Origin of the sequence: Sphingobacterium sp. Lzh-3, assembly GCF_046764375.1 — a bacterium.
In the GTDB taxonomy this organism is placed as follows: domain Bacteria; phylum Bacteroidota; class Bacteroidia; order Sphingobacteriales; family Sphingobacteriaceae; genus Sphingobacterium.
This window is the reverse complement of sequence record NZ_CP177226.1, coordinates 1,280,724-1,305,140: the sequence shown is the minus strand read 5'-3', so window position 1 is coordinate 1,305,140 and position 24,417 is coordinate 1,280,724. Positions and strand designations below refer to the sequence as shown.

Here is a 24,417-nt window from a genome sequence, read left to right as displayed (position 1 = left end):
TGGATGGCTTTTTATTATTTTATGGTGAATCAACTAGTCTACATTGTCATGTAGAAAAGAGTTGTTCGGTCTGATTTCAGTATTTCCATCTTCAAACGAAAGTGTAAAACGAGACACCTGAGATTGTGAAGAATGTGGTGTATCTTCCAATGACATTTGTTTTCTTTTGTAAGCAGGCTCATTCTCAAGCTCGTGTAAACCATTTGAAGATTTTAGTTTCATGCTTAATTCCTTCAACCGTAGAATACGTTCTTTCGTACGAACCAATTGATCTTCAAATGAAACTTGCTCTTCCTCAACCTGTGGAACCTCCACTTGTTCATTTGTTGTACTGGATGAAAAGGTTGGTTTTTCTTCATACGCCGACGCGGAAGGGGCAGTATACGAATCAAAAACTGTTGGCATCTGAAACTGAAACACAGACGGTGAAGTTTTCAATTGAAAATCACTATCTCCTGAAAATGAAGTTTCTTCTTCATAACCACCATCAAAACCTAAATCATGACGTATAACCTGAGGTTCCTCAACAGCCACCTGTTGTTGTACAACATTTCTCGGTGAGGTGAACAAATCAGATTGCAGATTATTTGGCGTTGAGGTATTGGAAGAAGGGGCCGGTGTATCCACACGTTGAACCGGAGTTACGAAACTATTCGTAGCTGGAACTTCTCTTGGTGCTACCTGTGAAACAGGTTTGATAAAAGAATTAGCCGGTTCAGCAGTTAAGGGCATAGACACTTTTGTATTTTCGCGTTCTTTATCGCGTTCTTCAGATGTTTGAAAACCAGTAGCAATAATTGTTACTGACAACTCATCTTCAAAGTTCTCGTCAATACAGTTACCCCAGATCAAATCAGCTGACAAACCGGCTTTTTCCTGAATGTAATCCGTAATGATTGCCACCTCATCCATGGTTACTTCTTTTGTTCCAGAAGTAATGTTCAATAAAATATAGCGAGCGCCTTCAATCTCATTGTCTTTTAATAAAGGCGAAGCCAAGGCTCCCTCTACAGCACGTAATGCACGATCTTCACCTTCGGCAACAGCATTCCCCATGATGGCAACACCACTGTCGTTCATTACTGTACGCACATCTTTAAAATCGACGTTAACATAACCAGGGATCGTTATAATTTCCGCAATACCTTTTGCTGCTGTCGTCAAGATATCATCCGCTTTTGCGAACGCCGCGGTCATCGTTAGATTTCCGAAAATCTCCCGAAGACGATCATTTGAGATGACCAAATAAGAATCTACATATTTGCGTAACTCAGACAACCCCTCCTCCGCTTGAGAGCGACGGCGTTTGCCCTCAAACGTAAATGGTGTAGTGACAATAGCAACAGTTAAAATACCCAATTCTTTGGCAGCTTTCGCCAATACAGGACTAGCACCAGTACCGGTACCACCACCCATACCAGCGGTAATAAACAACATCTTGGTATTGGTACCCAACATACGCTTGATATCTTCAATACTCTCGATCGCTGAATTTTCACCCACATCAGGATCTGCTCCTGCTCCCATACCTTCGGTTAGACTTATTCCCAATTGAACTTTATTCGGGATCGGGCTTAACTCCAATGCTTGCGCATCAGTATTACACACGATAAAATCTACCCCACTAATTCCTTGTTTATACATGTGGTTTACGGCATTGCCGCCACCACCACCAACCCCAATAACCTTGATTATTGAAGATTGTTCTTTTAACATTTCAAACTGTATTGACATAACTTATCCCTATTTAACTTACAATGAAGATGATATCAAAACGAATCAAACCCACTATATGTAATGTAATAATAATATAATTTCAACAAAAGTTTTCCACATTTGTTAAATTGTGGAAAACTTCAACTATTGTGGAAAACTTACTTCTTATCTAAAAAACTAGCGTCATCGATTTCGTTACCGTCTTTGATAAAACGTTTGAACCATGACAATAATCCTTGCTCTTTTTGTTGTTGTTCAGAAACCTCTTTCGTTGTCACCGTAGCTGCCTGCACTTTTTTCGATGGGGTGTGCATTTCTCTACGGCTATCTTCTTCTTCCTCATGCGATTGAATCCCTTTAATCAACAAGCCAATACTTGTTGCATACAAAGGACTTTTCAATTCTTCAAACAACGGTTTTGGTAAAACCTCATTCTTAGAAAGATATTCATTCGGAAATCCGATACGACAATCTATTCCAGTAATATACTCAACAAGTTGTACCAAATGTTTTAATTGAGCACCACCACCGGTAATAACAATACCGCCGATCAGCTTATTTTCATATCCAGAAGATTTGATTTCATAGTACACGTGCTCAATGATTTCCTCCATTCTAGCTTGAATAATATAAGCCAAATTTTTAACGGAAATTTCTTTCGGTTCACGGCCTTTCAAGCCTGGCACACAAATCACTTCGTTTTCTTTATTTTCATCAGCTAATGCTGATCCAAAACGAGTTTTCAACAATTCAGCCTGAGAACGCAAAACAGAACATCCCTGACGGATATCTTCCGTTACAATATTACCGCCTAAAGGAATCACAGCAGTGTGACGAATAATTCCTTCATGGAAGATGGCAACATCTGTGGTTCCACCACCGATATCTACTAATACAACACCAGCATTTTTTTCGTCTTCATCCAATACAGCTTCAGAAGACGCTAAAGGCTCGAGAATCAACTCAGCAACTTCCAGATTGGAATTATCAATACATTTCTTGATATTTTTAATATCCGTTACACGTCCCGATATAATATGGAAATTTGCTTCAATACGACGACCAGCCATACCGATTGGTTCGCGAATACCCGGTTCGTTATCTACCGTAAACTCCTGTGGTAACACATGTATAATTTCTTCTCCTGGAGGCAGTACCAGTTTATACATATCCGAAATCAGTCGTTCGATATCGCGTCGAATGATTTCATCATCACCATCAGTTTTGGTAAATATTCCACGGTGTTGAATACTTTTGATGTGTTGGCCAGCAATTCCCACATTCACCACTTTAATATCCACATTAGACTGTGCTTCGGCTATCTCGACAGCCTCTAAAATACTTCCCACAGTTTTCTGGATATTAGCAACCACACCCCTGCTTACACCTGCAGAGTCAGCTTTGCCCACACCTAATAATTCAATTTTGTTTCCTGAGCTACGTCTCCCAACCGTAACACAAATTTTGGTAGTACCAATATCGAGTCCCACGATAATTGGGTTTTCTCTTTCAATTTCTGCTGCCTTTGAGTTCATAATTTCCTGTATTGTTGCTGTATTACTATAATGTATTATTTGCTACTTTTTTTGTTTGATCATCTGAAAAACTCCAGTTTCCCCGCTTTTCACAGATAATCTGACCTCCATATTTTACGTTGACAACACCATAAGCATTTATACCCACTTTTGGCATGATCTGCGTATAAAAGGTCTTTAATAATTCAAATTTTTGTTCCAATGAATCTGCCGATCCAACAATCAACTGCTGTGTCCCAATACGAGGCACAAGTTCAATATCCTTATCCCCGTTGACGTAGATCTGCACAACCTGATTACTCCATAATTCATCGTTTTTGATAAACTCTATAACCTTTACCAAATCTTTCACCAAGGGCGTTGATATGGTATCCAGTGCTTCATTATATCCTTCGGCGATGTTACCCGTTGCAACCATGATATGCGGTATATACTTCAACGTTGTCGGTATCTTCAACCCATTAGGGTCCACATAAAATTCCTTTCCATTTTTGTTGATGACCCGCATGACAGCCTCGCGCTGACTAATATTAATTCTGATCGTACCATCCATATCAGCATGTATACTGGCATCGGAAACATAAGGTAATTTGCGCAAGGTTTTTTCAACCTTTTGAAAGGGAATTCCATTGACTTTCTTTCCCGCAAAACTACCATAGTTTTGTTCGATCAGTTTGGAGATATCAGCCTGATCAATAAAAGCTTCTGTGCCTTCAATGACAATTTTAATATCTTTACAAACCTGCTGCTCATCACGTTTCCCCACAATAGTCATAATCACGACGACAACTATTACGCCGATAAAAAACAGCGTAAAGTAGAGTACACGATTCCATTGTATGTTACGTAATTTTTTAAGCATGCCCTAAAATTTCCTGTAACGGTTTAACCAATTTATCAATATCACCTGCCCCAACTGTAACAATCAGTTCCGGCTTTTCATCGCGTGCGAATTCCAAGACTTCTTCTGCAGTTACAAGCTGTTTTTTCTCTGCCGTAATTTTATCCAATAACCAACTCGAATTGATCCCTTCGATAGGAAGCTCCCTTGCTGGATAAATTTCCATTAACAACAGATTGTCTGCCATGGACAACACCTCTGCGAAACCATCCACAAAATCCCGAGTACGGGTAAATAAATGCGGCTGAAAGACCACATTTAATTTTTTTGTGGGATACAATTTACGCATCGAAGTTAAAAATGCACGCAGTTCCTCTGGATGGTGCGCATAGTCATCGATATACACCGTTCCAGGTTTACGGACAATATATTCAAACCTTCTTTTTACTCCTTTGAATGTTGTCAATGCCTTCTTGATCGCTTCATTTTCAATCCCAAGTAAACGGGCTACTGCAATCGCGGCTACCGCATTTTCAACATTGTGGGTACCAGGAATACCTAAATGGATATCATCTATCCGCCCGTTGGTATCTTGGTAGTCAAAAAAGAACTCTCCGTCGCGTACATGCACATTGGAAGCATATGCATCAGCGATTTCATGGCCTGAATAATTTATCTGCCCAGCAAACTCGAGGCCTTTTTTTATAATACGTGTACCTCCTTCAACTACTTTATCCAAGAACAATTGGAATGATTCTAGCAGATGGCTGCGATCTCCATAAATGTCCAAATGATCCGCATCCGAAGAAGTTACTATTGCGATATTAGGGTGAAGCGTCAGAAATGACCGATCAAACTCATCAGCCTCCACCACAACTGTATTATTATTTCCATAAAGCACATTGGTACCGTAATTAGAACTGATTCCACCCAAAAAGGCAGAACAGTCGTAACCCGAATCTTTCAATACATGTGCCACCATTGTAGAAGTTGTCGTTTTACCATGTGTACCGGCAACAGCGACCGTAAATCTACTCTCACTAATGATCCCCAAAACCTGCGATCTCTTATATAGTATATGTCCTTGAGATTCCAAAAAAGCTTTAATCTTCGAATCTTTAGGAATGGCTGGTGTAAAAATGACTAATGTCCCCGCTGTAGGTACGTGAAAAATAGCATCAATCGTATTGATATCATCCTGATATGAGATCGCGATTCCTTCCTTGACTAAGGTTTTAGTCAGCTCAGTTTCTGTACGGTCATATCCATTCACCTCACAGCCCAAATGCTTAAAATAGCGCGCAAGACCACTCATGCCTATACCTCCTATTCCGATCAAGTAAACTTGTTTTATTGCATCTAGATTCATACTTCGTCTATTTTTTATTAACCAATTTATACACCTCCTCGGCAATCTGCACGTCAGCATCCAACTTACCGAGTTTTTTAATATTTTCACTTAATTGTGCGATATGAGCTGCATCTTTTAATAAATTTAAAGCAGCAGGTATCAAGTCTTTTTTTGCATCACTATCCTTAACCAATAACGCAGCATCTTTATTAACCAATGCCATTGCATTTTTGGTCTGATGGTCTTCGGCCACATTGGGCGAAGGCACAAGGATTACAGGTTTACCGACTACACAGAGCTCGGAAATTGTACCAGCTCCAGCACGGCTAATAATTAAATCTGCCACAGCATAAGCATAATCCATACGCTGTAGAAAAGCCAACATCTTAATATTCTGCGGCAATTTCCCCGCTAACTCTTCCTGCAACTTGTCAACGTAGAAACTACCGCATTGCCAAATCAACTGTACGTCCTCTCCCTTTAGATCATTCAGATAAGCAAGCACACTCTCGTTTAATGTTTTAGCTCCCAAACTTCCACCGAGCAGCAAAATTGTCTTTTTGTGTGGATCTAAACCAAAGAACGTTAAAGCTTCTTCTCTTTTCCCTGCTATCGCAATGGACTCGCGTCTTATTGGGTTCCCAGTGAGTAATACTTTCTCCGCAGGAAAAAATTGCTCCATCCCCTCATAGGCGACACATATCTTTGCTGCCTTTGCCCCAACTTTTTTATTGGTCACACCTGCATAAGAATTTTGTTCCTGCACAACAGTTGGCACACCCAATTTATTAGCCATCATTAACAAAGGTCCGGAGGCAAAACCACCTACACCTACAGCCACATCCGGTCTAAAATCCTTAATTACACTTTTCGCCATATTCAAGCTTTTCATAAGCTTAAATGGCAAGAAGATATTTTTCCACAGCTGTTTTCTATTTATCCCCTGTATATCAAGTCCAATAATTTGATAACCGGCAGCTGGCACTTTATCCATTTCCATCCGGCCATTGGCACCCACAAATAGAATTTCATTTGCAGGATCCATTGCCTTCAGTGCATTTGCAATTGAAATCGCCGGAAAGATATGTCCTCCGGTTCCACCACCACTAATAATTACACGAATTGCCATGCTCAATTTTTTATTATGCTGGAATTGATCCTATCACCACTTTTTTCGGTTTAGGCTTTTCATCCAGCTCCTCTTTACCTTTTAATTCTTCAATATTTCTGCTCACACTCAGGATAATTCCCAAGGCGACACTCGTAAATAAAATCGATGTTCCTCCCATACTCACCAGTGGAAGCGGAACCCCCGTAACTGGTCCCAAGCCTACTGCAACAGCCATATTTGCTAGGGCCTGGATCGTCAAACTGAACCCCAAACCCGCTGCCAGAAAAGTACCGAAAGCTTTGGGACTCATCGTGACAATACGTATACAACGATACATAAAGGCCAGATATAGAAATAGTAGGATTACCCCACCGACTGTCCCGTACTCCTCAATAATAATAGCATATATAAAATCTGAGTAAGGATGCGGCAACACATTACGCTGCACGCTATTTCCGGGTCCTTTTCCAAAAAGCCCACCAGTTGCTATCGCAATTTTCGCATTGTTCGCCTGATAGTTTTTATCATCCTGGAAGGATACCGTTTTATCAACTTTTTCAGTATGAAAAAAAGATTTTACCCGACTGATATAGGTTGCCCTACGTGGACCAAAAAAGATAACCATCATCAGAAGAATACCACCACCACAGCAGACAATAGCAATTTGTTTAAAACTAATCCGACCGATCAACAGCAATAAAACACTCACTCCAAATAGCATTAATGCTGTAGATAAGTTGGCCAAGGCAATCAAAATAAATACACCGCACACCGATCCCATAATAGGTAAGAACGATTTTTTAACATCCTTGATCTCTTCCTGTTTCCGGGATAACATCCGCGCAAGAAAGACAATGAGTGACAACTTTGCCAAATCCGATGTTTGAAACGTTAAACCGATACCGGGTATGGTCAACCAACGACTTGCCTCATTAACTTTACTACCAAACAATAAGGTAAATAGCAATAAGGGGATTGTAATGCCCATCATAATTTTGGATATACCAGCGTAATACCGATAATCCAACTTATGAGAAAGATACATGAGGATAAACCCAACGGCAATAATAGAAAAGTGTTTTAACAAATACATTTCTGTTCCCTTCCCTTCTTTGTACGCCAATGTACCCACCGAACTGTATACAGCTAAAAGTGACCATCCCGATAAGATAATCACAATGATCCATATCCATCGATCACCCTTCAATTTAGACATTATGTTCTGTAGCATATCCTTCCTCCTCTTACTGGGTTATACCATTTATAATTCCATTACAGCTGCTTTAAATTTATCGCCACGGTCTTCATAGTTCTTAAACCAATCAAAACTGGCACATGCAGGGGACAACAATACGGTATCACCTTTTTGCGCCAGGTGCGAAGCCAATACCACGGCATCTTGCATCGAAGTGCTATTGACGATAATCTCCACATCTTGTTCAAATGCCGTATGAATCGCAGCGGTGTCTTTTCCCAAACAAACAATAGCACGCACTTTGTCTTTGACCAAATCAGCAAGCATACTGTAATCATTTCCCTTATCTACACCACCTAATAACAATACGATTGGTGTAGAAAAACTCTCCAAAGCATACCATACCGAATTTACATTCGTCGCCTTTGAATCGTTAATGTAGTTTACACCGCCAATACAGGCTACATGTTCCAGGCGATGTGGAATATTCACATACGACCCCATGCTCTCTTTCATCACTTGATTTCTCAATTCCTGCACTTTCGCAATTAACCCAGAAGCCATGCTATTATAAATATTATGCTTCCCCTGCAATGACAATTCCTCAGCTCTCATAGTGAATGTATCGTTATTTGGTGTATTAATAATTATTGTCTTATTGGCATTCAAATAAGCGCCCAATTCAACAAGTTGTTCCTGTGTAAAAGGCAAATAAGTCCCTTTACTATGATGTCTTTCCAATCCTTTAATTGTTTCTGGATCGTCCAGGCAGTATATAAAATAATCGTTCTCCGTTTGATTCTGAATCATCCTAAATTTTGAATCCACATAATTTTCCATTTTATGGTCGTAGCGATCCAAATGATCAGGCGTGATATTCAATATAACAGCAACATCCGCTCTAAAATGGTACATATCGTCCAGCATAAAGCTTGATATTTCCAAGACATAGCAATCAAACTGTTCTCTAGCTACCTGAAGCGCAAAGCTCTTTCCAATATTACCGGCCAACCCGACATTGAGACCGCCATGCTTAAGCATCTCATAGGTCAACATGGTTGTTGTAGATTTCCCATTTGATCCTGTAATACAGATCAACTTTGCATCAGTATACTGTGCCGCAAATTCAATTTCTGCAATCACGGGTATATTCTTTGCTTTCAGAGCGACCACCAAAGGCGCTGTCTCTGGAATACCGGGGCTCTTCACAACCAAAGCAGCATTCAAAATCCGTTCTTCATTGTGATTACCTTCTTCAAAAGCTATTCCCTCGACTTTCAATTTTTCCTTATAGTGGTCCGCAATCAGTCCCTTATCTGATACAAATACATCAAATCCCTTTTCTTTTCCAAGAATAGCCGTTCCGACACCGCTTTCGCCGGCGCCTAAAATGACCAAACTTCCAGATTGAGGATAATATGTTGTTGCAATGTTTGACATCATTATCTAATTTTCAATGTTACAATAGTAAGAATGGCCAATATGATTCCTACAATAACAAAACGTGTTACAATTTTCGCTTCGTGATACCCCTTCTTCTGAAAATGGTGATGTAATGGCGACATCAAAAAGATCCGTCTACCCTCACCATATTTCTTCTTCGTGTATTTGAAATACGACACTTGAAGAATAACAGAAAGGTTTTCCAACAGAAATACACCACATAAAATCGGAATCAACAATTCTTTCCGGATCAGGATAGCAAAAGCAGCAATTATACCGCCTATTGCCAAACTTCCCGTATCACCCATAAAAACTTGGGCAGGATACGTGTTATACCATAAGAAACCTACGCAGGCTCCCACAAATGCTCCGGCGAAAATCACAAGCTCTCCCGAATTAGGGATATACATGATATTGAGGTAATCCGAAAAAATTACGTTACCCGACACATACGCTAAAATTGCTAAAGTGACACCGATGATAGCAGAAGTACTCGTGGCCAAACCATCGATACCGTCCGTAATATTTGCGCCGTTTGAAACTGCCGTAACGATAAAAATAACGACAACTAAAAAGACGACGAAAGTCAGATAGTCGCTCTGTAATCCGAATATTTTAAACACCTTAGCATAATCAAACTCGTTATTTTTATAAAACGGAATATTTGTCTTAGATGATTTTACGTTTTCAGCATAGGTTTTCTCCCCTGTACCTTCATTGATAACCACTTCAACGGGCTTGGTAGAGGTAGGCTTATCCACCCCTTTTCGAACAACGATATCTGGATGAAAGTACATTGTACAAGCAATTATGGCACCCAAACCAACTTGTCCAACAACTTTAAATTTACCAGCTAAGCCCTCTTTATTATGTTTAAAAACCTTTATATAATCATCCAAAAATCCAATTGCGCCCATCCAAAGTGTTGTCACAATCATGATAATCACATAGATATTCGTCAATTTTGCAAATAACAAGGTCGGGATAAGGATACCTGCAATGATGATGATCCCACCCATCGTAGGCGTACCAGCTTTCTTTTTTTCTCCTTCTAGTCCCAAATCACGAATTGTCTCGCCAACTTGCTTATTATGCAAGAATTGAATCAATTTTCCCCCAAAAACCGTGGTAATAATCAATGAAGCGATTACAGCCATAGATGTCCGAAAGGAGATGTATTGAAACAACCCCCCTCCAGGTATATGAATATATTCGCTAAGCCACGTAAAAAGATGGTACAACATATTTCTATTGTTCGTTAAATGTATTCTCTAAAACTTCTTTATCATCAAAATGATGCTTCACACCGTTTATATCCTGATATTTCTCATGCCCTTTTCCTGCCACTAGGATAATATCCCCCGGATTAGCCAGCTGATATGCCGTGCGTATAGCCTCCTTACGATCCGCTATGGAAAGCGTCTTCGCTTTTTGGTCTGCTGCCACACCAGCTTCAATATCTTTAATAATCTGATAAGGATCTTCCGTCCGCGGATTATCAGATGTAATTAAAAAACGGTCACTATAACGCAGCGCCGCCTCTGCCATTTCAGGTCTTTTGGTTTTATCCCGATCGCCGCCGCATCCTAACACCGTAATGATTTTTTGCTCTGGACGTCGCAATGAACTTATAGTCTTCAACACATTTTCAACCGCATCAGGTGTATGTGCGTAGTCTACGATTCCAAAAACACCTGAAGCCGATTTCATCGTTTCAAACCGTCCTTCTGCACCTTTCAAGGTACTGAGTGCGGTCAACACTTTCACCGTTTCCTGCTCCAGTAAGATAGCGGCAGCATAAACTGCCAAAAGGTTATATGCATTGAAATCGCCGATCAATTTCACCCATACTTCCTGTCCGTCAACACTCATCAACATCCCGTCGAAATGGCTTTCGATCACCTTTGCTTTAAAATCTGCACCAGAACGCAAGCCATAACTTTTCCGGTGTGCCACTGTATTTTGAAGCATGACCTGACCATTTCTATCATCAGCATTCGTCAACGCAAAAGCATTTGCATCCAAATCGTCAAAAAACTTCTTTTTCGCTTTAATATAGTTATCAAAGGTTTTATGGAAATCCAGGTGATCGTGCGTAATATTCGTGAATATTGCGCCCGCAAACACCAAGCCTGCTATACGTTCCTGAACGACAGCATGTGAACTAACCTCCATAAATGCATAGTCACAGCCATCATCAACCATATCCCTTAACAATTTATTCAATTGAATAGGGTCTGGTGTTGTATGTGTTGCCGGTATAATCTTCGTTCCAATCTGGTTTTGCACTGTAGATAATAAGCCCACATGGTAGCCCAACTCGGTAAACAGCTGAAACAACAACGTAGCTACGGTCGTTTTACCATTTGTGCCGGTCACACCGACCAATTTCAACTGTTCCGAAGGATTTCCGTAAAAATTAGCGGCAGCCACTCCCAAAGCATAAGCCGAATCGGCTACTAAAATGTAGGCAACAGAGTCTAATGTCTCTTTTGGCAACTCCTCTACAATAACCGCTCTTGCACCAGAAGTAATTGCCTTGTCTACAAACAAATGACCATCTGTTTGAACACCTCGCACAGCGATAAACAAACTTCCCAACTCCACTTTTCTGGAATCAAAGCACAAAGAGTGCACATCGACCTCTTCAAGGTTCCCTACAACCTGCTGTACAGGAATAGCATGCAATACTTTTTTTAAATCCATCATTACTTAAGTTCTAAATTTATCGCCGTTCCAAAAGGCAGTTTTTGCCCTGCAGCTAAAGACTGCATTCCCACTCTTCCTTTCCCTGTCACGTGCGCTTTAAATCCGGCATTCTCCACAACATATAAAGCGTCCATCAATCCCATTCCGATCACATTCGGAACGATTCCTTCTTTATATTTTAAATCCATGAATGGTACACCTCGTGTCGAGGTATCCACTTCTCCCCGCGCAATCGTATCCCAATTCACGGTATGAATCCCCAACCTATCGTACACTTTTTTACTAGCTTCCTTCGACCCCTGCAAAGTCAATGGCATTCTTCCGCCCACGTTGACTGCTTTAAATGTCTTTTTCCCCTCCATCTCCATATCGTTTGCATATACCATATCTGCAAGCTCTTTAAATACGGGCCCCGCAATCGATGCACCGTAATAGCCATTTCTTGGGTTACGAATCACCACAATAATGGAATATTTTGGATCTTCAGCTGGAAAATACCCAGCGAATGAAGATTGATATCGTCTAGCACCGTACCCTCTCGAGCCATCAGCCATCTGTGCTGTTCCTGTTTTACCGCCAGAGCTATACAATGGACTAGCAACACTTCTACCTGTACCTTCAGTCATAACACCTTCCATCATTCCCCGCACCTCTGCTAAAGCATGATCCGAGGCAATCTTCTCGTTAATGACTTTCGCTTGAAACGTTTGAATTGTATTTCCTAGATGCCGAATTTCTTTAACAAATAGCGGCGCTATCAACTTACCGTTATTTGCGACAGCATTATAAAATGTCAACGTTTGCAATGGCGTAATTTTCATTTCATAGCCGTAAGCCATCTGCACCAGCGACAACCCACTCCAGCTTTTACTTTTTGATGTTTTCACCAAGGGGACCCCTTCGCCCGGAATCTGCAGATCTAGCGTTTTTCCAAAACCAAAAGAATGCAGTTTTGATGTAAACTGATCTGGGTTATCTTTATAAGCCTGATAAACAAATTTAGTTACACCCACATTCGATGATTCCTCAAAGGCCCTTTTCGCAGAGATTATAGACTTCTTAGGTGCATGTGAATCACGAATGGTATGCTTGTAAATTGGCCAATTACCATTACCAATGTTCACTGTTGTACTCGAGTCTATTTTCTTATCATCAATCAAAGCCAAATAAGAAGCCAACTTAAATGTTGAACCCGGATCTGCACTTTGCGCGATGGCAAGGTTGAACTTTTCACGATAGACCCCATCTTTATCTCGCATAAAGTTGGCCACCGCACGTACCTCACCTGTTTTCACTTCCATCATCACCACACAGCCCTCATCCGCATTACTCGTAATCATCTGCTTTTCGAGCGCCCTTTGTGCCATATCCTGCATATTCACATCAATGGTCGAAATAATATCAGAGCCATCAACCGGAGCAACCTCAATATCTTTGTTCACAGGAATCCATACCCCCCCGGCAATACGCTGCATCAACCTTTTCCCACTCTTTCCGTCGATATATTCTCCATACGCACCTTCCAGTCCAACATGAATATTTTCTTTCACATTTTTATAACCGATAGTTCTCGCCGCGAGATTGACAAAAGGCAAAATACGTTTGTTCTGTCTATCCGTAATCAAACAACTTGGGTAACGCTCCTTATTGACACGTGCAGATTTAAGTAAGGGAAATTGTTTTACCCGTTTTAAATCCTGATGTGACACATTTCGCTTGAGCAACAAGTAGCGCTGTTTTTTATTGCGTGCCTGTTTTAATAATGTCAAATACTGCCGCGATGATTTATCTTTAAAAAAATCAGCAAGTTTAATAGCCAAGGAGTCAACTTTCAAATTAAAATACTCTTCACCCTCTTCCGGAATAGCCATTGCATCAAAACGGAGCTCATATTCAGGCACTGAAGTAGCCAACAAGCTTCCGTCATTTGAATAGATATTACCACGAGCAGCTTCCACCTCTCGTTCCTGAATAGAAAGGCTATCCGCTAAAGCTTTCCAATGCTCCCCATCGACATATTGCAACTTTGTCATTTTTCCAAAGACCAAAAACGCAAGTAGTACGATAAGCCCAAAAGCAAAGTAGACACGAACAAGAATCGTATTTCTGATACTCATAACTCTTCCTATTTATCTTCCTTATTCTCTATAACTTCAACTTTGATCGGCGGTTCCACACGCTCTTTCAATCCCAGAGAATCTACACGTTTGGCAATTTCTGTCTGTGTAGACATTTTCATTAGTTCTGCAGAGAGCGATTTATGATCCCAGCCCAGTTCTTTCACCTCTTTACTCACTTTATCGATACTCCGAATAGTTCGCTCTGCAAAATGACGATTGGAAATATACAATAACATCAGAAAAGCGATAAAGGCTCCAAACGGCAGATACTGCAAAATTTTGTTTAACGAAAGGTCTCCAACGGTAAAAAGCGTTTTAATAAACGCTTCTGTTTGTTCCGCCTTTTCTTCGACAGTTTCTTGTAGTTCCTCCTGAACTTCTTCACTCAATTCTTTCTGTCTTATCGTATTTCTGCTCATCCTCTCGCTCCATTTTTAAGACAAATCCAACTTTTCAGCAATACGCAGTTTCGCACTGCGCGATCTATTATTTACCGCCAACTCTTGCGCAGATGCCGTAATTGCTTTACGGCTCAACACATGAAATGGTTTAATTTCATTTCCAAAAAAATCCTTTTCAACCTCTCCTTTAAACTTTCCTTTGGCCATAAAATTTTTGACCAAACGATCCTCCAGAGAGTGATAGGACATCACCGCCAATCGACCTTCAACATGTAGCACATCAACTGTTTGCAATAAAAACTCCTGTAAGGCTTCCAGCTCGCGATTCACTTCTATACGAAGCGCCTGAAACACCTGCGCATGATACTTATGTTCTTTACCTTTCGGAACCATCCGTTGAATCACCTCTTTCAATTCGGCAACAGTCTGGATTGGCTGTGCCAAACGCGCAGTAACAATTGTTTTCGCAAGCGACTTGGCATTCATGATTTCACCATACATCCCAAAAATGCGGTGAAGATCCTCCTCCGAATAAGTCGCCAAAAGCGACTTCGCATCTAAATCACCAACTTGATCCATACGCATATCCAGATCCGCGTCAAAGCGAATAGAAAACCCACGATCAGCCGCATCAAATTGATGCGAGGAAACCCCTAAATCTGCCAAAATACCATCTACAGAACGTACTCCTTCCAACCGAAGGGTATTCTTTAAAAACCTAAAGTTTTGATGTATCAATGTAAAACGAGGATCGTCAATTGCATTCTCCAATGCATCCGGATCCTGATCAAAAGCAAACAGCCTCCCTTTTGGCCCCAATCTCTTCAAAATCTCCCGAGAATGACCACCACCACCAAAAGTTACATCCACATAGACACCATCTGGCTTAATAGCCAAAGCATCCATGCATTCTTGCAACATTACCGGAACATGATATACATTCTCCATACACTTATAGTCCAAAATTAATATCTCCCATTACCTCTGCCGCCAAAGATGATATATCCTCTACTCCGCCGTCGCCCATCAACTCCTCATACCCTTCTTTTGACCATACCTCAATCTTATTAAACTGACAAGCCAAAACCAATTCCGTGCTTATACCCGCAAATTCCAACAAACTTTTGGGTAACAAAACACGCCCCGCAGCATCCAAGGTCAATTCCGTAGCGCCGCGCGTAAAAGCACGAACAAACGCCCGCACTTTAGGATCGAATTGATTCAATTTAGCCAGCTTAGCCGTCATCAAATCCCACTCTTCTCTTGGATAAAATACCAGATGTTTCTCAAAACCGCGATTCACCACAAGGCCATCCCGCTCTACATGAGGCATTTGCCTCTTGAGCGCAGCTGGCAACACCATCCTTCCTTTGGCGTCTAGCTTGCATTCGAATTCTCCGATCAACTGAGTCATGTCGTCAATTATCCTATTCTAATTTAAATGTAAAAGTATACACTTTCTCCCACTTTCCCCCACTTTATCACATAAAAAAGTTTTCCACATCGAAAAATAGCTACAACAAACGGAAGTCGTCTTTAAATGAAACATACATAAAACCTTATTTACAAGCAGTTAAACCCCAATTTCCCAACAAAACGAGTTATTATACAAGACACGATTTTTCGCTCTTTTTTTTATCAAAATCAGAAATGAATTGTAAAAATTTCCTGTTTAGAAATTTAATTTTACCCCATTTTTATCCAAAAAGGGGACAAAGTGGGAGAACTAAAAAACCGAAACAAAACATGTGGAAGAAAGTGGGAGAACGCTACTCAAATAACCTGAACAGAATTCGTTATTGTCGAGTAAAACCAATAATTTTGCGTCAAATATAATTTTCATAACGATATGCACAGAACACACACTTGTGGAGAATTAACACTAGCTGACTTAGGGAAAACGGTTACCCTAAGTGGATGGGTTCAAAAATCGCGCGATTTGGGCGGTATGACTTTCATCGATGTTAGAGACCGATATGGTATCACACAATTAACGTTCAATGCAGATGATGATGCTTCCTTGCGCGCAAGTGCCCGTGAACTCGGAAGAGAATATGTCATCAAGGTAACCGGAGAAGTTATCGAACGCTCTAATAAAAATGCTAAAATCTCCACTGGAGACATTGAAATCAAGGTTTCAAATCTTGAAATATTAAATGCCGCTAAATTACCACCTTTTACAATAGAAGATGAAACAGATGGTGGTGATGACATCAGAATGAAGTTCAGATACCTGGATTTGCGTCGTAACCCCGTACGTGAAAACCTTATTTTACGCCATAAGACCTCACAAGAGGTACGCCGTTATCTTGACTCTCAAAACTTCCTGGAAGTAGAAACCCCCTATCTGATTAAATCAACTCCAGAAGGAGCACGCGACTTTGTCGTACCTTCCCGTATGAATCCTGGAGAATTTTATGCGTTACCACAATCCCCACAAACCTTCAAACAATTATTGATGGTTTCAGGATTTGATCGCTATTTTCAAATTGTAAAATGTTTTCGTGATGAAGATCTGCGTGCAGACCGTCAACCAGAGTTCACGCAAATAGACTGTGAAATGTCTTTTGTAGAACAGGAAGATGTGTTAAATATCTTTGAAGGACTTGCAAAACATATCTTCAAAACAATCAAAGGTATCGACTTAGGTACTGTTCCGCGTATGACTTACGCAGATGCAATGCGCCTTTACGGATCAGACAAACCAGATATCCGTTTCGGAATGCAGTTTGTTGAACTAAACGAGGTTGCCAAAGGAAAAGGTTTCCCTGTATTTGATGCAGCAGAGTTAGTGGTTGGTATCAATGCGGAAAATTGTGCACATTATACCAGAAAACAACTGGATGCATTGACCGATTTTATCAAACGTCCACAGATTGGTGCAACGGGCTTGGTATATGCGCGCGTGAATGAAGACGGTTCAGTGAAGTCGTCCGTTGATAAATTTTTCACGCCAGAACAACTGTTGGCCATAGCAGAAGCGTTCCACGCGAAACCTGGCGACTTATTGTTAATTATGGCTGGTGGAACAGACAAAGTTCGCAAACAACTCAATGAATTACGCCTTGAAGTTGCGTCACAACTTGGTTTCCGCAACAAAGAAACCTTTGCTCCACTATGGGTCGTTGATTTCCCACTATTGGAATGGGACGAAGAAAGTGGCCGTTTCCATGCAATGCACCATCCATTCACTTCACCAAAACCGGAAGATATTCCACTTTTAGATACCAATCCCGGAGAAGTAAGGGCAAATGCCTATGACTTTGTTTTAAACGGTGTAGAAGTAGGTGGTGGATCAATCCGTATTCATGACAGAGAGCTTCAATCACTCATGTTCAAACATTTAGGATTCAGTCCTGAAGAAGCAAAAAAACAATTTGGATTCCTGATGGAGGCCTTTACCTTCGGAGCTCCCCCACATGGCGGATTGGCTTTTGGTTTTGACCGACTCGTATCCTTATTGGCAGGTTTAGATTCTATCCGCGACGTCATTGCCTTCCCAAAAAATAACTCGGGAAGAGATGTAATGATTGATGCACCGTCAACCATTCACCAGGAGCAACTGGACGAGCTAAGCTTAAATATTGCGATAAAAGCATAAATTATTTAACTCGATTTTCGAGAAACAATTTATTAACAGTATATTTAAAAGTTGGTAATTTTTACCAACTTTTTTTGTGAAAAATTAGCAGATTAGATGGCAGAGAGTACCGCTAATACGTTTATTAAGGAAAGTGCGCAAAAAGCATTTGACACCAAACACCGCGATATCATCAATTACAATATCGACAAATACAGCACGGCTTTCGAAAAAGGCAAGAGCAAATTTGCGGACCTTGAAAATAGCAAAATAAAAGCGAACCTGATCAAATGGAAAGTCATGGAAAATCTCGATCGCTATTTGTTGCAATTTGAAGCAAACTTCACGGCTCGAGGCGGAAAAGTAATCTGGGCGAATGATGCTACGGAAGCCTTGGACGAAATCTATTCGATCATTGCGCGTAAAAAAGCAAAATCTGTCGTAAAGTCAAAATCAATGGCGACAGAAGAGATCGAGCTTAATCATTTTCTGGCCTCCAAAAATATTGAAGCCATAGAAACTGATCTTGGCGAGTATATCATTCAGCTGCTGGATCAAAAACCTTATCATTTTGTTACGCCGGCCATGCATTTGAGCCTGGAAGATATTGCCAAGCTTTTTCACGAGAAATTTGACACACCGCTAGATGCATCTGCGGAGCAACTGACAATGAAGGCCCGTGAATTACTTCGAGATCGCTACCTATCGGCAGAAATTGGGATTACCGGAGCCAATTTCTTAATTGCCGAAACCGGAAGTATAGCAATTACTGAAAATGAAGGAAACGCCCGATTGACATCGACCTTCCCCAAAACACATATTGCCGTCGTTGGAATAGAAAAAATCATTCCCAATGTACAAGATTTAGAAGTCTTTTGGCCACTCCTATCCACACATGGCACGGGCCAAAATCTAACGGTATACAATACACTACTCACTGGGCCGAAACAGCCTTATGAATCAGATGGTCCAGAAGAAATGTATGTCGTACTGCTTGACAATGGCCGCAGCAAGCTCTTAGCGCAAAAAGAACAACGTCAGGGTTTGTACTGCATCCGTTGTGGCGCCTGTCTGAATGTATGTCCAATCTATCAGAACATCGGTGGGCATACCTATGAAACGACTTATCAGGGCCCAATTGGATCACTCATATCGCCACATTTAAATGGCATGAAGGAATTTAAACACCTAAGCTACGCTTCCACACTCTGTGGAAAATGTACTGAGGTCTGCCCCGTTGGTATTGACATACAGCGTATGCTTCTCGTCAACAGAAAAGATTCAGTCGATCAGGGTCTGGCAACAAAAACGGAACAGAAAGTATGGCAGTGGTTCACCTATGGGATAATGCGAAGAAAACTAATCGATTTTTTTGGTGGGAAATTCAAAAATTTCTTCCTCAAAAAACTCTTTCAGAAAACCTGGGGAGATCAACGGGAACTACCCAAATTGGCAGACAAATCTTTCTCTAAACAATGGAAAGAACATCAAAAAAATAAAGAATAACAAAAAAGTGGCATTAGACGATCAAACGAATGCCACTTTTTTTGTTAGCTTCGCTCCCAAACCTCATTACAAATGACTTCTGATAATACAAAAGCTTATCTTCCCTGGATTGATTTCTTACGCATTCTTGCCTGCTTTATGGTGCTCATATCCCATAGCTGCGACGCCTTTGTCGGAACATTTGACAACAGCAGCACCTTCCACCAAGGTGTGTTCTGGGGAAGTATTGTTCGCGCCTGTGTCCCCTTATTTGCGATGATGTCAGGTATACTCCTATTTCCAGTTAAAACCGATCTGGCTACCTTTTATAAAAAGAGAATCGGAAGAATAATTGTCCCACTTATCTTTTGGTCAATTGTATTGCCAATAGCTTTTTTTGTATACCTGAACTTTATTAAAAGTAGCGCCAGTGCTTTGATCGATATGAATAATTTTACGATGCAAGCAACGATTACAAAAATTTATACAGCAATCTTTAATTTTAACTACGACACTACCCCCCTTTGGTACATGTACATGTTGATTGGTCTATACCTTATTATACCTATCATCGGCAGCTGGTTGAATCAGGCAACAAAAAAAGACATTCACTATTTTCTTGCATTCTGGATGGTCACACTCCTCATTCCATACATAAAAATGATTGCTCCAACATTGGGCTATGCGGGCAACTATGAGCAGATGGGGATCTGGGGAGTCTGTAACTGGAATGAATTTGGCACCTTCTATTATTTTTCAGGTTTTCTGGGCTACATTGTGTTGGCTTATTATCTGGTCAACTATCCTTTTCAATGGTCTATTACCAAGACCATAGCGATTGCCATACCTTTATTTATCGTTGGATTTTTAGCCACATTTTTCGGCTTCTTGGCGACCCAAAAGTACTATCCAGGAAATTACGCCAATCTCGAGGTTATCTGGTATTTCTGTAATATCAACGTAGCGTTCATGACCATCGCTATTTTTCTTGTCGTTCAAAAGCTGAAGATACCCGAATCTAAATGGATAAAACACCTTTCGTCAGCCACGTTTGGTATTTACTTAGCGCATTTTATCATTGTTCAAGCACTGACAGACATCTTCTTGCCTATTCCTCATCTTCCAGCCACATTGAAAATTTTCTCCATAGCGATTTTAGGTTTTAGCTTAAGTTTTCTGATCACCAAACTGATGGATAGTAATTCAATAACAAGAAGGTTTATCAAATAAGCGCATTCTGATGGAAATATCGAAGCATTTTGCAGTCGTGTAACTTTTGAGCCAGACAAAACACGTCGAACAAATCATGAGCTTAGGTATTAAGCATGAGCTTACATAATAAGAAAGAGGGAACCAATGGTTCCCTCCTCTACTAACACTCACCAATATTTAATATGAAAACTATCCTTGTTTAATGTTTATGATGCTTTTACGTCTGCATCATTTGTTTTAGTTACTTCACCTTTTTTAAAGTCTTTTCTTTTTAGCTGTCTGTCTTTCTTCCAATGTTCTTTGTGCATTTTGCGATTTTCAGCGTAGGAATCCTTTAACGTTTTTTGTTGCTCTGGCGTTAACATTCCCATCATTTTTTCATGTTCTGCCACGCGTTGCTTTTTCATTTTTGCACGATGTTCCTGACGTTCAGCAGCCATTTTTTGATGGTCTTTTGCTCGCTTCAAATTAAAGGCATAGATATCTTTACGCTGTTTATCTGTAAATTTTAATTTTTGATCCATGCGATCAGTTTTCATCTTAGCGACTTCCTCTGGCGTTTTATTTTTAAAACCATCGTGCATTCTTCCCATTTTATGTTTATGCACGGAAGTTTGCATTTCTTTCATTTCTGGTTTAACATCTTTTTTTTCTTGAGCGAAACCGGCTAACATCAATCCAGATAAGGCCAAACTTAACATCAACTTTTTCATGTCTTTATTTTTTATAAAACCAACAATCATTCTTTTTAATAAGTACTCTTTTTCAACTTATTTATCAGTAAGAGTCTTCTTGGCTATCGAAAGTTTAATTGATGATCTGTTAAATAAAGTTAAGAAGCACTTATTGAGACTCAGCACTTAAACGGATCGGTAAAGTATACGCTACACGCACTTTAAGTCCATTTTGTACCCCTGGTTTCCATTTTTTCGCTTTCTTCAATAAGTTTATAGCAGCATCTCCTGTACCAAATTTCATATCACGTTTAACAGCAATATCTGTTAGTGATCCATCTTTTTCAACGACAAAAGAAACCTCTATAACACCAGACACCCCTTGCTCCAAAGCCTGCTGTGGAAAGTTATAATTCTCTGCAATCCATTTCATAAAGGCTGGTAGTCCCCCTACCGGCGTTGGCATAATTTCTACCGATGTAAATGTATCGTTTGAAGTCTCATCAGTTCCACCTCCAGATATCGAACCAACCCTGGCGCCGGTAATATCACCATCTCTTTTCGAAGAACCAAATTCACCGCGCGCAATATACGTTCCTGATGGACTTGCTTTCAATGTGATCCTTGAAGTCATTGTATTCGGATTTTTCAACTCCTCCTGACTCACAAGTTCTTCCGTAACTTGATTTGCTTTGGCCACTTTAATATCAGGCATTCTAACCAGATCAAATTTGGATACATCTTGGGCAACCTGCTGCGGAGCTTTCTCCTGCATCATGACCGGTTCTTCAGGAACCTCTTCTTTCTCCTCTACCTTCTTTTGAATTTCTTCCAGCATGTCGGGCCCAATATCTTGTACGGTATAAATCACGGCCGGAACAGTTTGCTTAAAATATTTATTATATGCATAAGATCCTGAGATCAACAAAACGGCAAAAGAAACAACAATTCCTAAACCTACATTTGTTGCTTTATCAGAGAGATTTCGCAACTCGTAAGCACCATACATTTTGTTACGTCCAGCAAAAATAACGTCCAGCCATTCTTTGCGGTAGATATTCAATTTAGAGTTCATCATAACATTAAAGTTTAAATCTTTTCATTATGATGAGCGAAAGCCTTATATTTCACAAAAAAATTCAAAATACTTATGAAGTCACTTTTTTCAGCTATTTTTCTACTTACATTGTATGCTTGTGGTAACAATCAAAATCAATCCAAAACAGCAATCAAGCACGAAAGCAAGGAAAAGACTATTTCGCCATATTTTGGTTTTTTAAACCAACAAAAGGACTCCCTAATCGCTTTACCTATGGACCAAGCGATGGAAGGTCCCGAAAAATACAACTATGTCATTGTGGAAAATCAGGTCAGCCCGCTTGAATTTGTGCAAAATAAAACGGACAATAAAGAGAGTAATGGAAGACAGACCGCGCAGAACTTTGCAAATAGTGAGGGCTCATTATTTAAGATTAGCGATCCAATTAAATCTGGCGAATTTGGTATGCTTGTCAATAAAGCTTTTATAAATCAATACAAAATTGAGAAGTTTACAAAAGTTCAAAAAGAAACATCAGCAGAAATTAAAGAGCAACTTGAAAAAAAATACAACAGAAAGATTAACAAAAGTACGACTGTTGCCATCCTCGATGATGAGTCCGAGTTTAATCTTACAGTCTTCGAAAATCAACAAGACTCTGCTTTAGCTGTATTTTCCTATGCAAAAGATGAACAGCTGATCAATTTGGATTTTCCGGCTTTATACGATGATATCAGCACTTGGCGTGTTGATGATGGCGGTCAGTTTGACAACGAGGCTTTTCAGATACTGACCGTATTGCGTTCTGCGCAAGGAATTAGTTTTATCAGTATCTTTTGGGGTGCTGAGGGTTATGAACTGAACTTCTACCAGCCGAAGAAAAACTTATTTACCTCTACGGCACAGGCCTATGGGTATAGTTCCCCTTTATAAAATAAAGAATTTTAAGTTTCCCCAGTACAAAAGGACAGTGCCCGGGGAAACTCAAAATTCCAATAGTTGCTACAGGTGCATTCTAGCCATAGGAGCAACGTCCTGACCGACAAAATCTTTCTTTAGAAATTTATGATAGCCCGCAATGGCAATCATCGCTGCATTATCCGTACAGTATTCAAATTTTGGGATGAAGACCCGCCATTTGTATTTCTCCCCCATTTCAATTAAGCTCTTTCTAAGGCCAGAATTAGCCGAAACGCCGCCTGCAATGGCAATATCCTTTACCCCTGTCTCCTTTGCCGCTTTCTTTAATTTATTCAGCAGGATCGATACAATACGCGATTGCACGCTAGCACATAAGTCGGCCATATTGTGGGTCAGAAAATCCGGGTTCTGCTTCAATTGATCTTGGACCAAATATAATATCGCGGTTTTCAATCCTGAAAAACTGAAATTTAAGCCAGGGATCTGCGGCTCAGGAAGCCGATAGGCAGACGGGTTGCCATCTTTTGCAAATTTATCGATGAGTGGTCCACCGGGATAAGGAAGATTCAGGATTTTAGCTGTTTTATCAAAAGCCTCTCCTGCCGCGTCATCCAATGTTTCTCCCAAAAGTTCCATTTCAAAATAATCTTTCACCAACACAATTTGCGTATGACCACCCGAAACAGTAAGACATAAAAACGGAAAACTAGGCTTCGGATCCTCAATAAAATGAGCCAGGATATGCGCCTGCATATGGTTTATATCAATTAAAGGGATATTCTGTGCAAGTGCAAATGATTTAGCAAAAGAGGTTCCCACCAAAAGTGCACCTAATAATCCAGGTCCACGCGTAAAACTCACTGCATCTATTTGATTTTTGCTTACTTTTGCTTGGCGAATGGCTTCTTCCACCGTTGGAATAATATTTTGTTGATGAGCACGTGAAGCAAGCTCGGGAATCACGCCACCATATTTTGCGTGGATTGCCTGAGTTGCAATAACATTTGAATGAATTTCACCGTTAATACAGATAGAAGCGGAGGTTTCATCACAAGAGGATTCAATCCCTAAAATAATAGCCATA

At 40.3% G+C, this 24,417-nt stretch carries 20 protein-coding genes; 4 read left to right on the top strand and 16 right to left on the bottom strand.

Translation table 11 applies throughout. The features are described 5' to 3' along the window. Positions 1 to 33: 33 nt before the first annotated feature. The 13 genes from ftsZ to mraZ form a co-directional block, all read right to left on the bottom strand. A complete protein-coding gene (ftsZ, locus tag ACLCDV_RS05275; protein ID WP_317668198.1) occupies positions 34 to 1,734 on the bottom strand; it encodes a cell division protein FtsZ in 1,701 nt (566 codons plus the stop codon). A 140-nt stretch (positions 1,735 to 1,874) separates the two neighbouring features. Further along, positions 1,875 to 3,251 carry a cell division protein FtsA gene (gene ftsA / locus ACLCDV_RS05270; RefSeq protein WP_046673975.1) on the bottom strand — a complete coding sequence of 459 codons (1,377 nt, stop codon included), beginning with the start codon at positions 3,249 to 3,251 and terminating at the stop codon, positions 1,875 to 1,877. Between the two features lie 25 nt (positions 3,252 to 3,276). After that, entirely contained in the window at positions 3,277 to 4,113 is an 837-nt protein-coding gene (locus tag ACLCDV_RS05265) for a cell division protein FtsQ/DivIB (protein WP_120335351.1), read from the bottom strand. Further along, positions 4,106 to 5,461, bottom strand: a complete 1,356-nt coding sequence (murC, locus tag ACLCDV_RS05260) for a UDP-N-acetylmuramate--L-alanine ligase (RefSeq protein WP_333576668.1) — start codon at positions 5,459 to 5,461, stop codon at positions 4,106 to 4,108. The genes ACLCDV_RS05265 and murC overlap by 8 nt, the downstream gene beginning before the upstream one ends. Before the next feature lie 7 nt (positions 5,462 to 5,468). After that, the gene (gene murG / locus ACLCDV_RS05255) at positions 5,469 to 6,572 is read right to left on the bottom strand and encodes an undecaprenyldiphospho-muramoylpentapeptide beta-N-acetylglucosaminyltransferase (RefSeq protein WP_411973067.1); all 1,104 of its coding nucleotides are present in this window, start codon (positions 6,570 to 6,572) and stop codon (positions 5,469 to 5,471) included. A 13-nt stretch (positions 6,573 to 6,585) separates the two neighbouring features. Beyond that, positions 6,586 to 7,785, bottom strand: coding sequence for an FtsW/RodA/SpoVE family cell cycle protein (locus ACLCDV_RS05250; RefSeq protein ID WP_075991285.1), 1,200 nt, complete (start codon positions 7,783 to 7,785; stop codon positions 6,586 to 6,588). 30 nt (positions 7,786 to 7,815) lie between these two features. Continuing rightward, positions 7,816 to 9,189 (bottom strand): UDP-N-acetylmuramoyl-L-alanine--D-glutamate ligase, encoded by a 1,374-nt coding sequence (gene murD, locus ACLCDV_RS05245; protein ID WP_411973930.1) that lies wholly within the window; start codon positions 9,187 to 9,189, stop codon positions 7,816 to 7,818. 2 nt (positions 9,190 to 9,191) lie between these two features. Continuing rightward, positions 9,192 to 10,436, bottom strand: coding sequence for a phospho-N-acetylmuramoyl-pentapeptide-transferase (mraY, locus tag ACLCDV_RS05240; protein WP_333576671.1), 1,245 nt, complete (start codon positions 10,434 to 10,436; stop codon positions 9,192 to 9,194). A gap of 4 nt (positions 10,437 to 10,440) precedes the next feature. Continuing rightward, positions 10,441 to 11,901 (bottom strand): UDP-N-acetylmuramoyl-L-alanyl-D-glutamate--2,6-diaminopimelate ligase, encoded by a 1,461-nt coding sequence (locus tag ACLCDV_RS05235; protein WP_411973066.1) that lies wholly within the window; start codon positions 11,899 to 11,901, stop codon positions 10,441 to 10,443. Further along, entirely contained in the window at positions 11,901 to 14,018 is a 2,118-nt protein-coding gene (locus ACLCDV_RS05230) for a penicillin-binding protein (protein ID WP_317668203.1), read from the bottom strand. Before ACLCDV_RS05230 ends, ACLCDV_RS05235 begins: the two co-directional genes overlap by 1 nt. 8 nt (positions 14,019 to 14,026) lie before the next feature. Further along, positions 14,027 to 14,440 (bottom strand): FtsL-like putative cell division protein, encoded by a 414-nt coding sequence (locus ACLCDV_RS05225; protein ID WP_075991280.1) that lies wholly within the window; start codon positions 14,438 to 14,440, stop codon positions 14,027 to 14,029. Positions 14,441 to 14,455: 15 nt separating this feature from the next. After that, positions 14,456 to 15,370: a 16S rRNA (cytosine(1402)-N(4))-methyltransferase RsmH gene (gene rsmH, locus ACLCDV_RS05220; protein WP_411973065.1), complete on the bottom strand. Its 915-nt coding sequence runs from the start codon at positions 15,368 to 15,370 to the stop codon at positions 14,456 to 14,458. Between the two features lie 4 nt (positions 15,371 to 15,374). Further along, a complete protein-coding gene (gene mraZ, locus ACLCDV_RS05215) occupies positions 15,375 to 15,836 on the bottom strand; it encodes a division/cell wall cluster transcriptional repressor MraZ (RefSeq protein WP_070564930.1) in 462 nt (153 codons plus the stop codon). Positions 15,837 to 16,271: 435 nt separating this feature from the next. On the opposite strand from mraZ, the gene aspS reads away from it, so the two are divergent. The 3 genes from aspS (at position 16,272) to ACLCDV_RS05200 (ending at position 20,717) form a co-directional block, all read left to right on the top strand. Then, positions 16,272 to 18,023 carry an aspartate--tRNA ligase gene (gene aspS / locus ACLCDV_RS05210; protein WP_317668205.1) on the top strand — a complete coding sequence of 584 codons (1,752 nt, stop codon included), beginning with the start codon at positions 16,272 to 16,274 and terminating at the stop codon, positions 18,021 to 18,023. A gap of 96 nt (positions 18,024 to 18,119) precedes the next feature. After that, positions 18,120 to 19,508: a LutB/LldF family L-lactate oxidation iron-sulfur protein gene (locus ACLCDV_RS05205; protein WP_333626633.1), complete on the top strand. Its 1,389-nt coding sequence runs from the start codon at positions 18,120 to 18,122 to the stop codon at positions 19,506 to 19,508. 72 nt (positions 19,509 to 19,580) lie between these two features. After that, positions 19,581 to 20,717: an acyltransferase gene (locus tag ACLCDV_RS05200; protein ID WP_411973064.1), complete on the top strand. Its 1,137-nt coding sequence runs from the start codon at positions 19,581 to 19,583 to the stop codon at positions 20,715 to 20,717. 188 nt (positions 20,718 to 20,905) lie between these two features. On the opposite strand, the gene ACLCDV_RS05195 is transcribed toward ACLCDV_RS05200, so the two are convergent. Then, positions 20,906 to 21,412, bottom strand: coding sequence for a hypothetical protein (locus tag ACLCDV_RS05195; protein WP_411973063.1), 507 nt, complete (start codon positions 21,410 to 21,412; stop codon positions 20,906 to 20,908). Between the two features lie 130 nt (positions 21,413 to 21,542). Further along, on the bottom strand, positions 21,543 to 22,451 hold the full coding sequence (locus tag ACLCDV_RS05190; protein WP_411973062.1) for an energy transducer TonB: 909 nt from the start codon (positions 22,449 to 22,451) through the stop codon (positions 21,543 to 21,545). 72 nt (positions 22,452 to 22,523) lie between these two features. Here ACLCDV_RS05190 and ACLCDV_RS05185 point away from each other — a divergent pair, with 72 nt between their 5' ends. Beyond that, positions 22,524 to 23,345 (top strand): hypothetical protein, encoded by an 822-nt coding sequence (locus ACLCDV_RS05185; RefSeq protein WP_411973061.1) that lies wholly within the window; start codon positions 22,524 to 22,526, stop codon positions 23,343 to 23,345. Between the two features lie 69 nt (positions 23,346 to 23,414). Here ACLCDV_RS05185 and tsaD read toward each other — a convergent pair whose 3' ends face one another. Beyond that, entirely contained in the window at positions 23,415 to 24,416 is a 1,002-nt protein-coding gene (gene tsaD, locus ACLCDV_RS05180) for a tRNA (adenosine(37)-N6)-threonylcarbamoyltransferase complex transferase subunit TsaD (protein WP_411973060.1), read from the bottom strand. Position 24,417 lies beyond the last annotated feature (1 nt).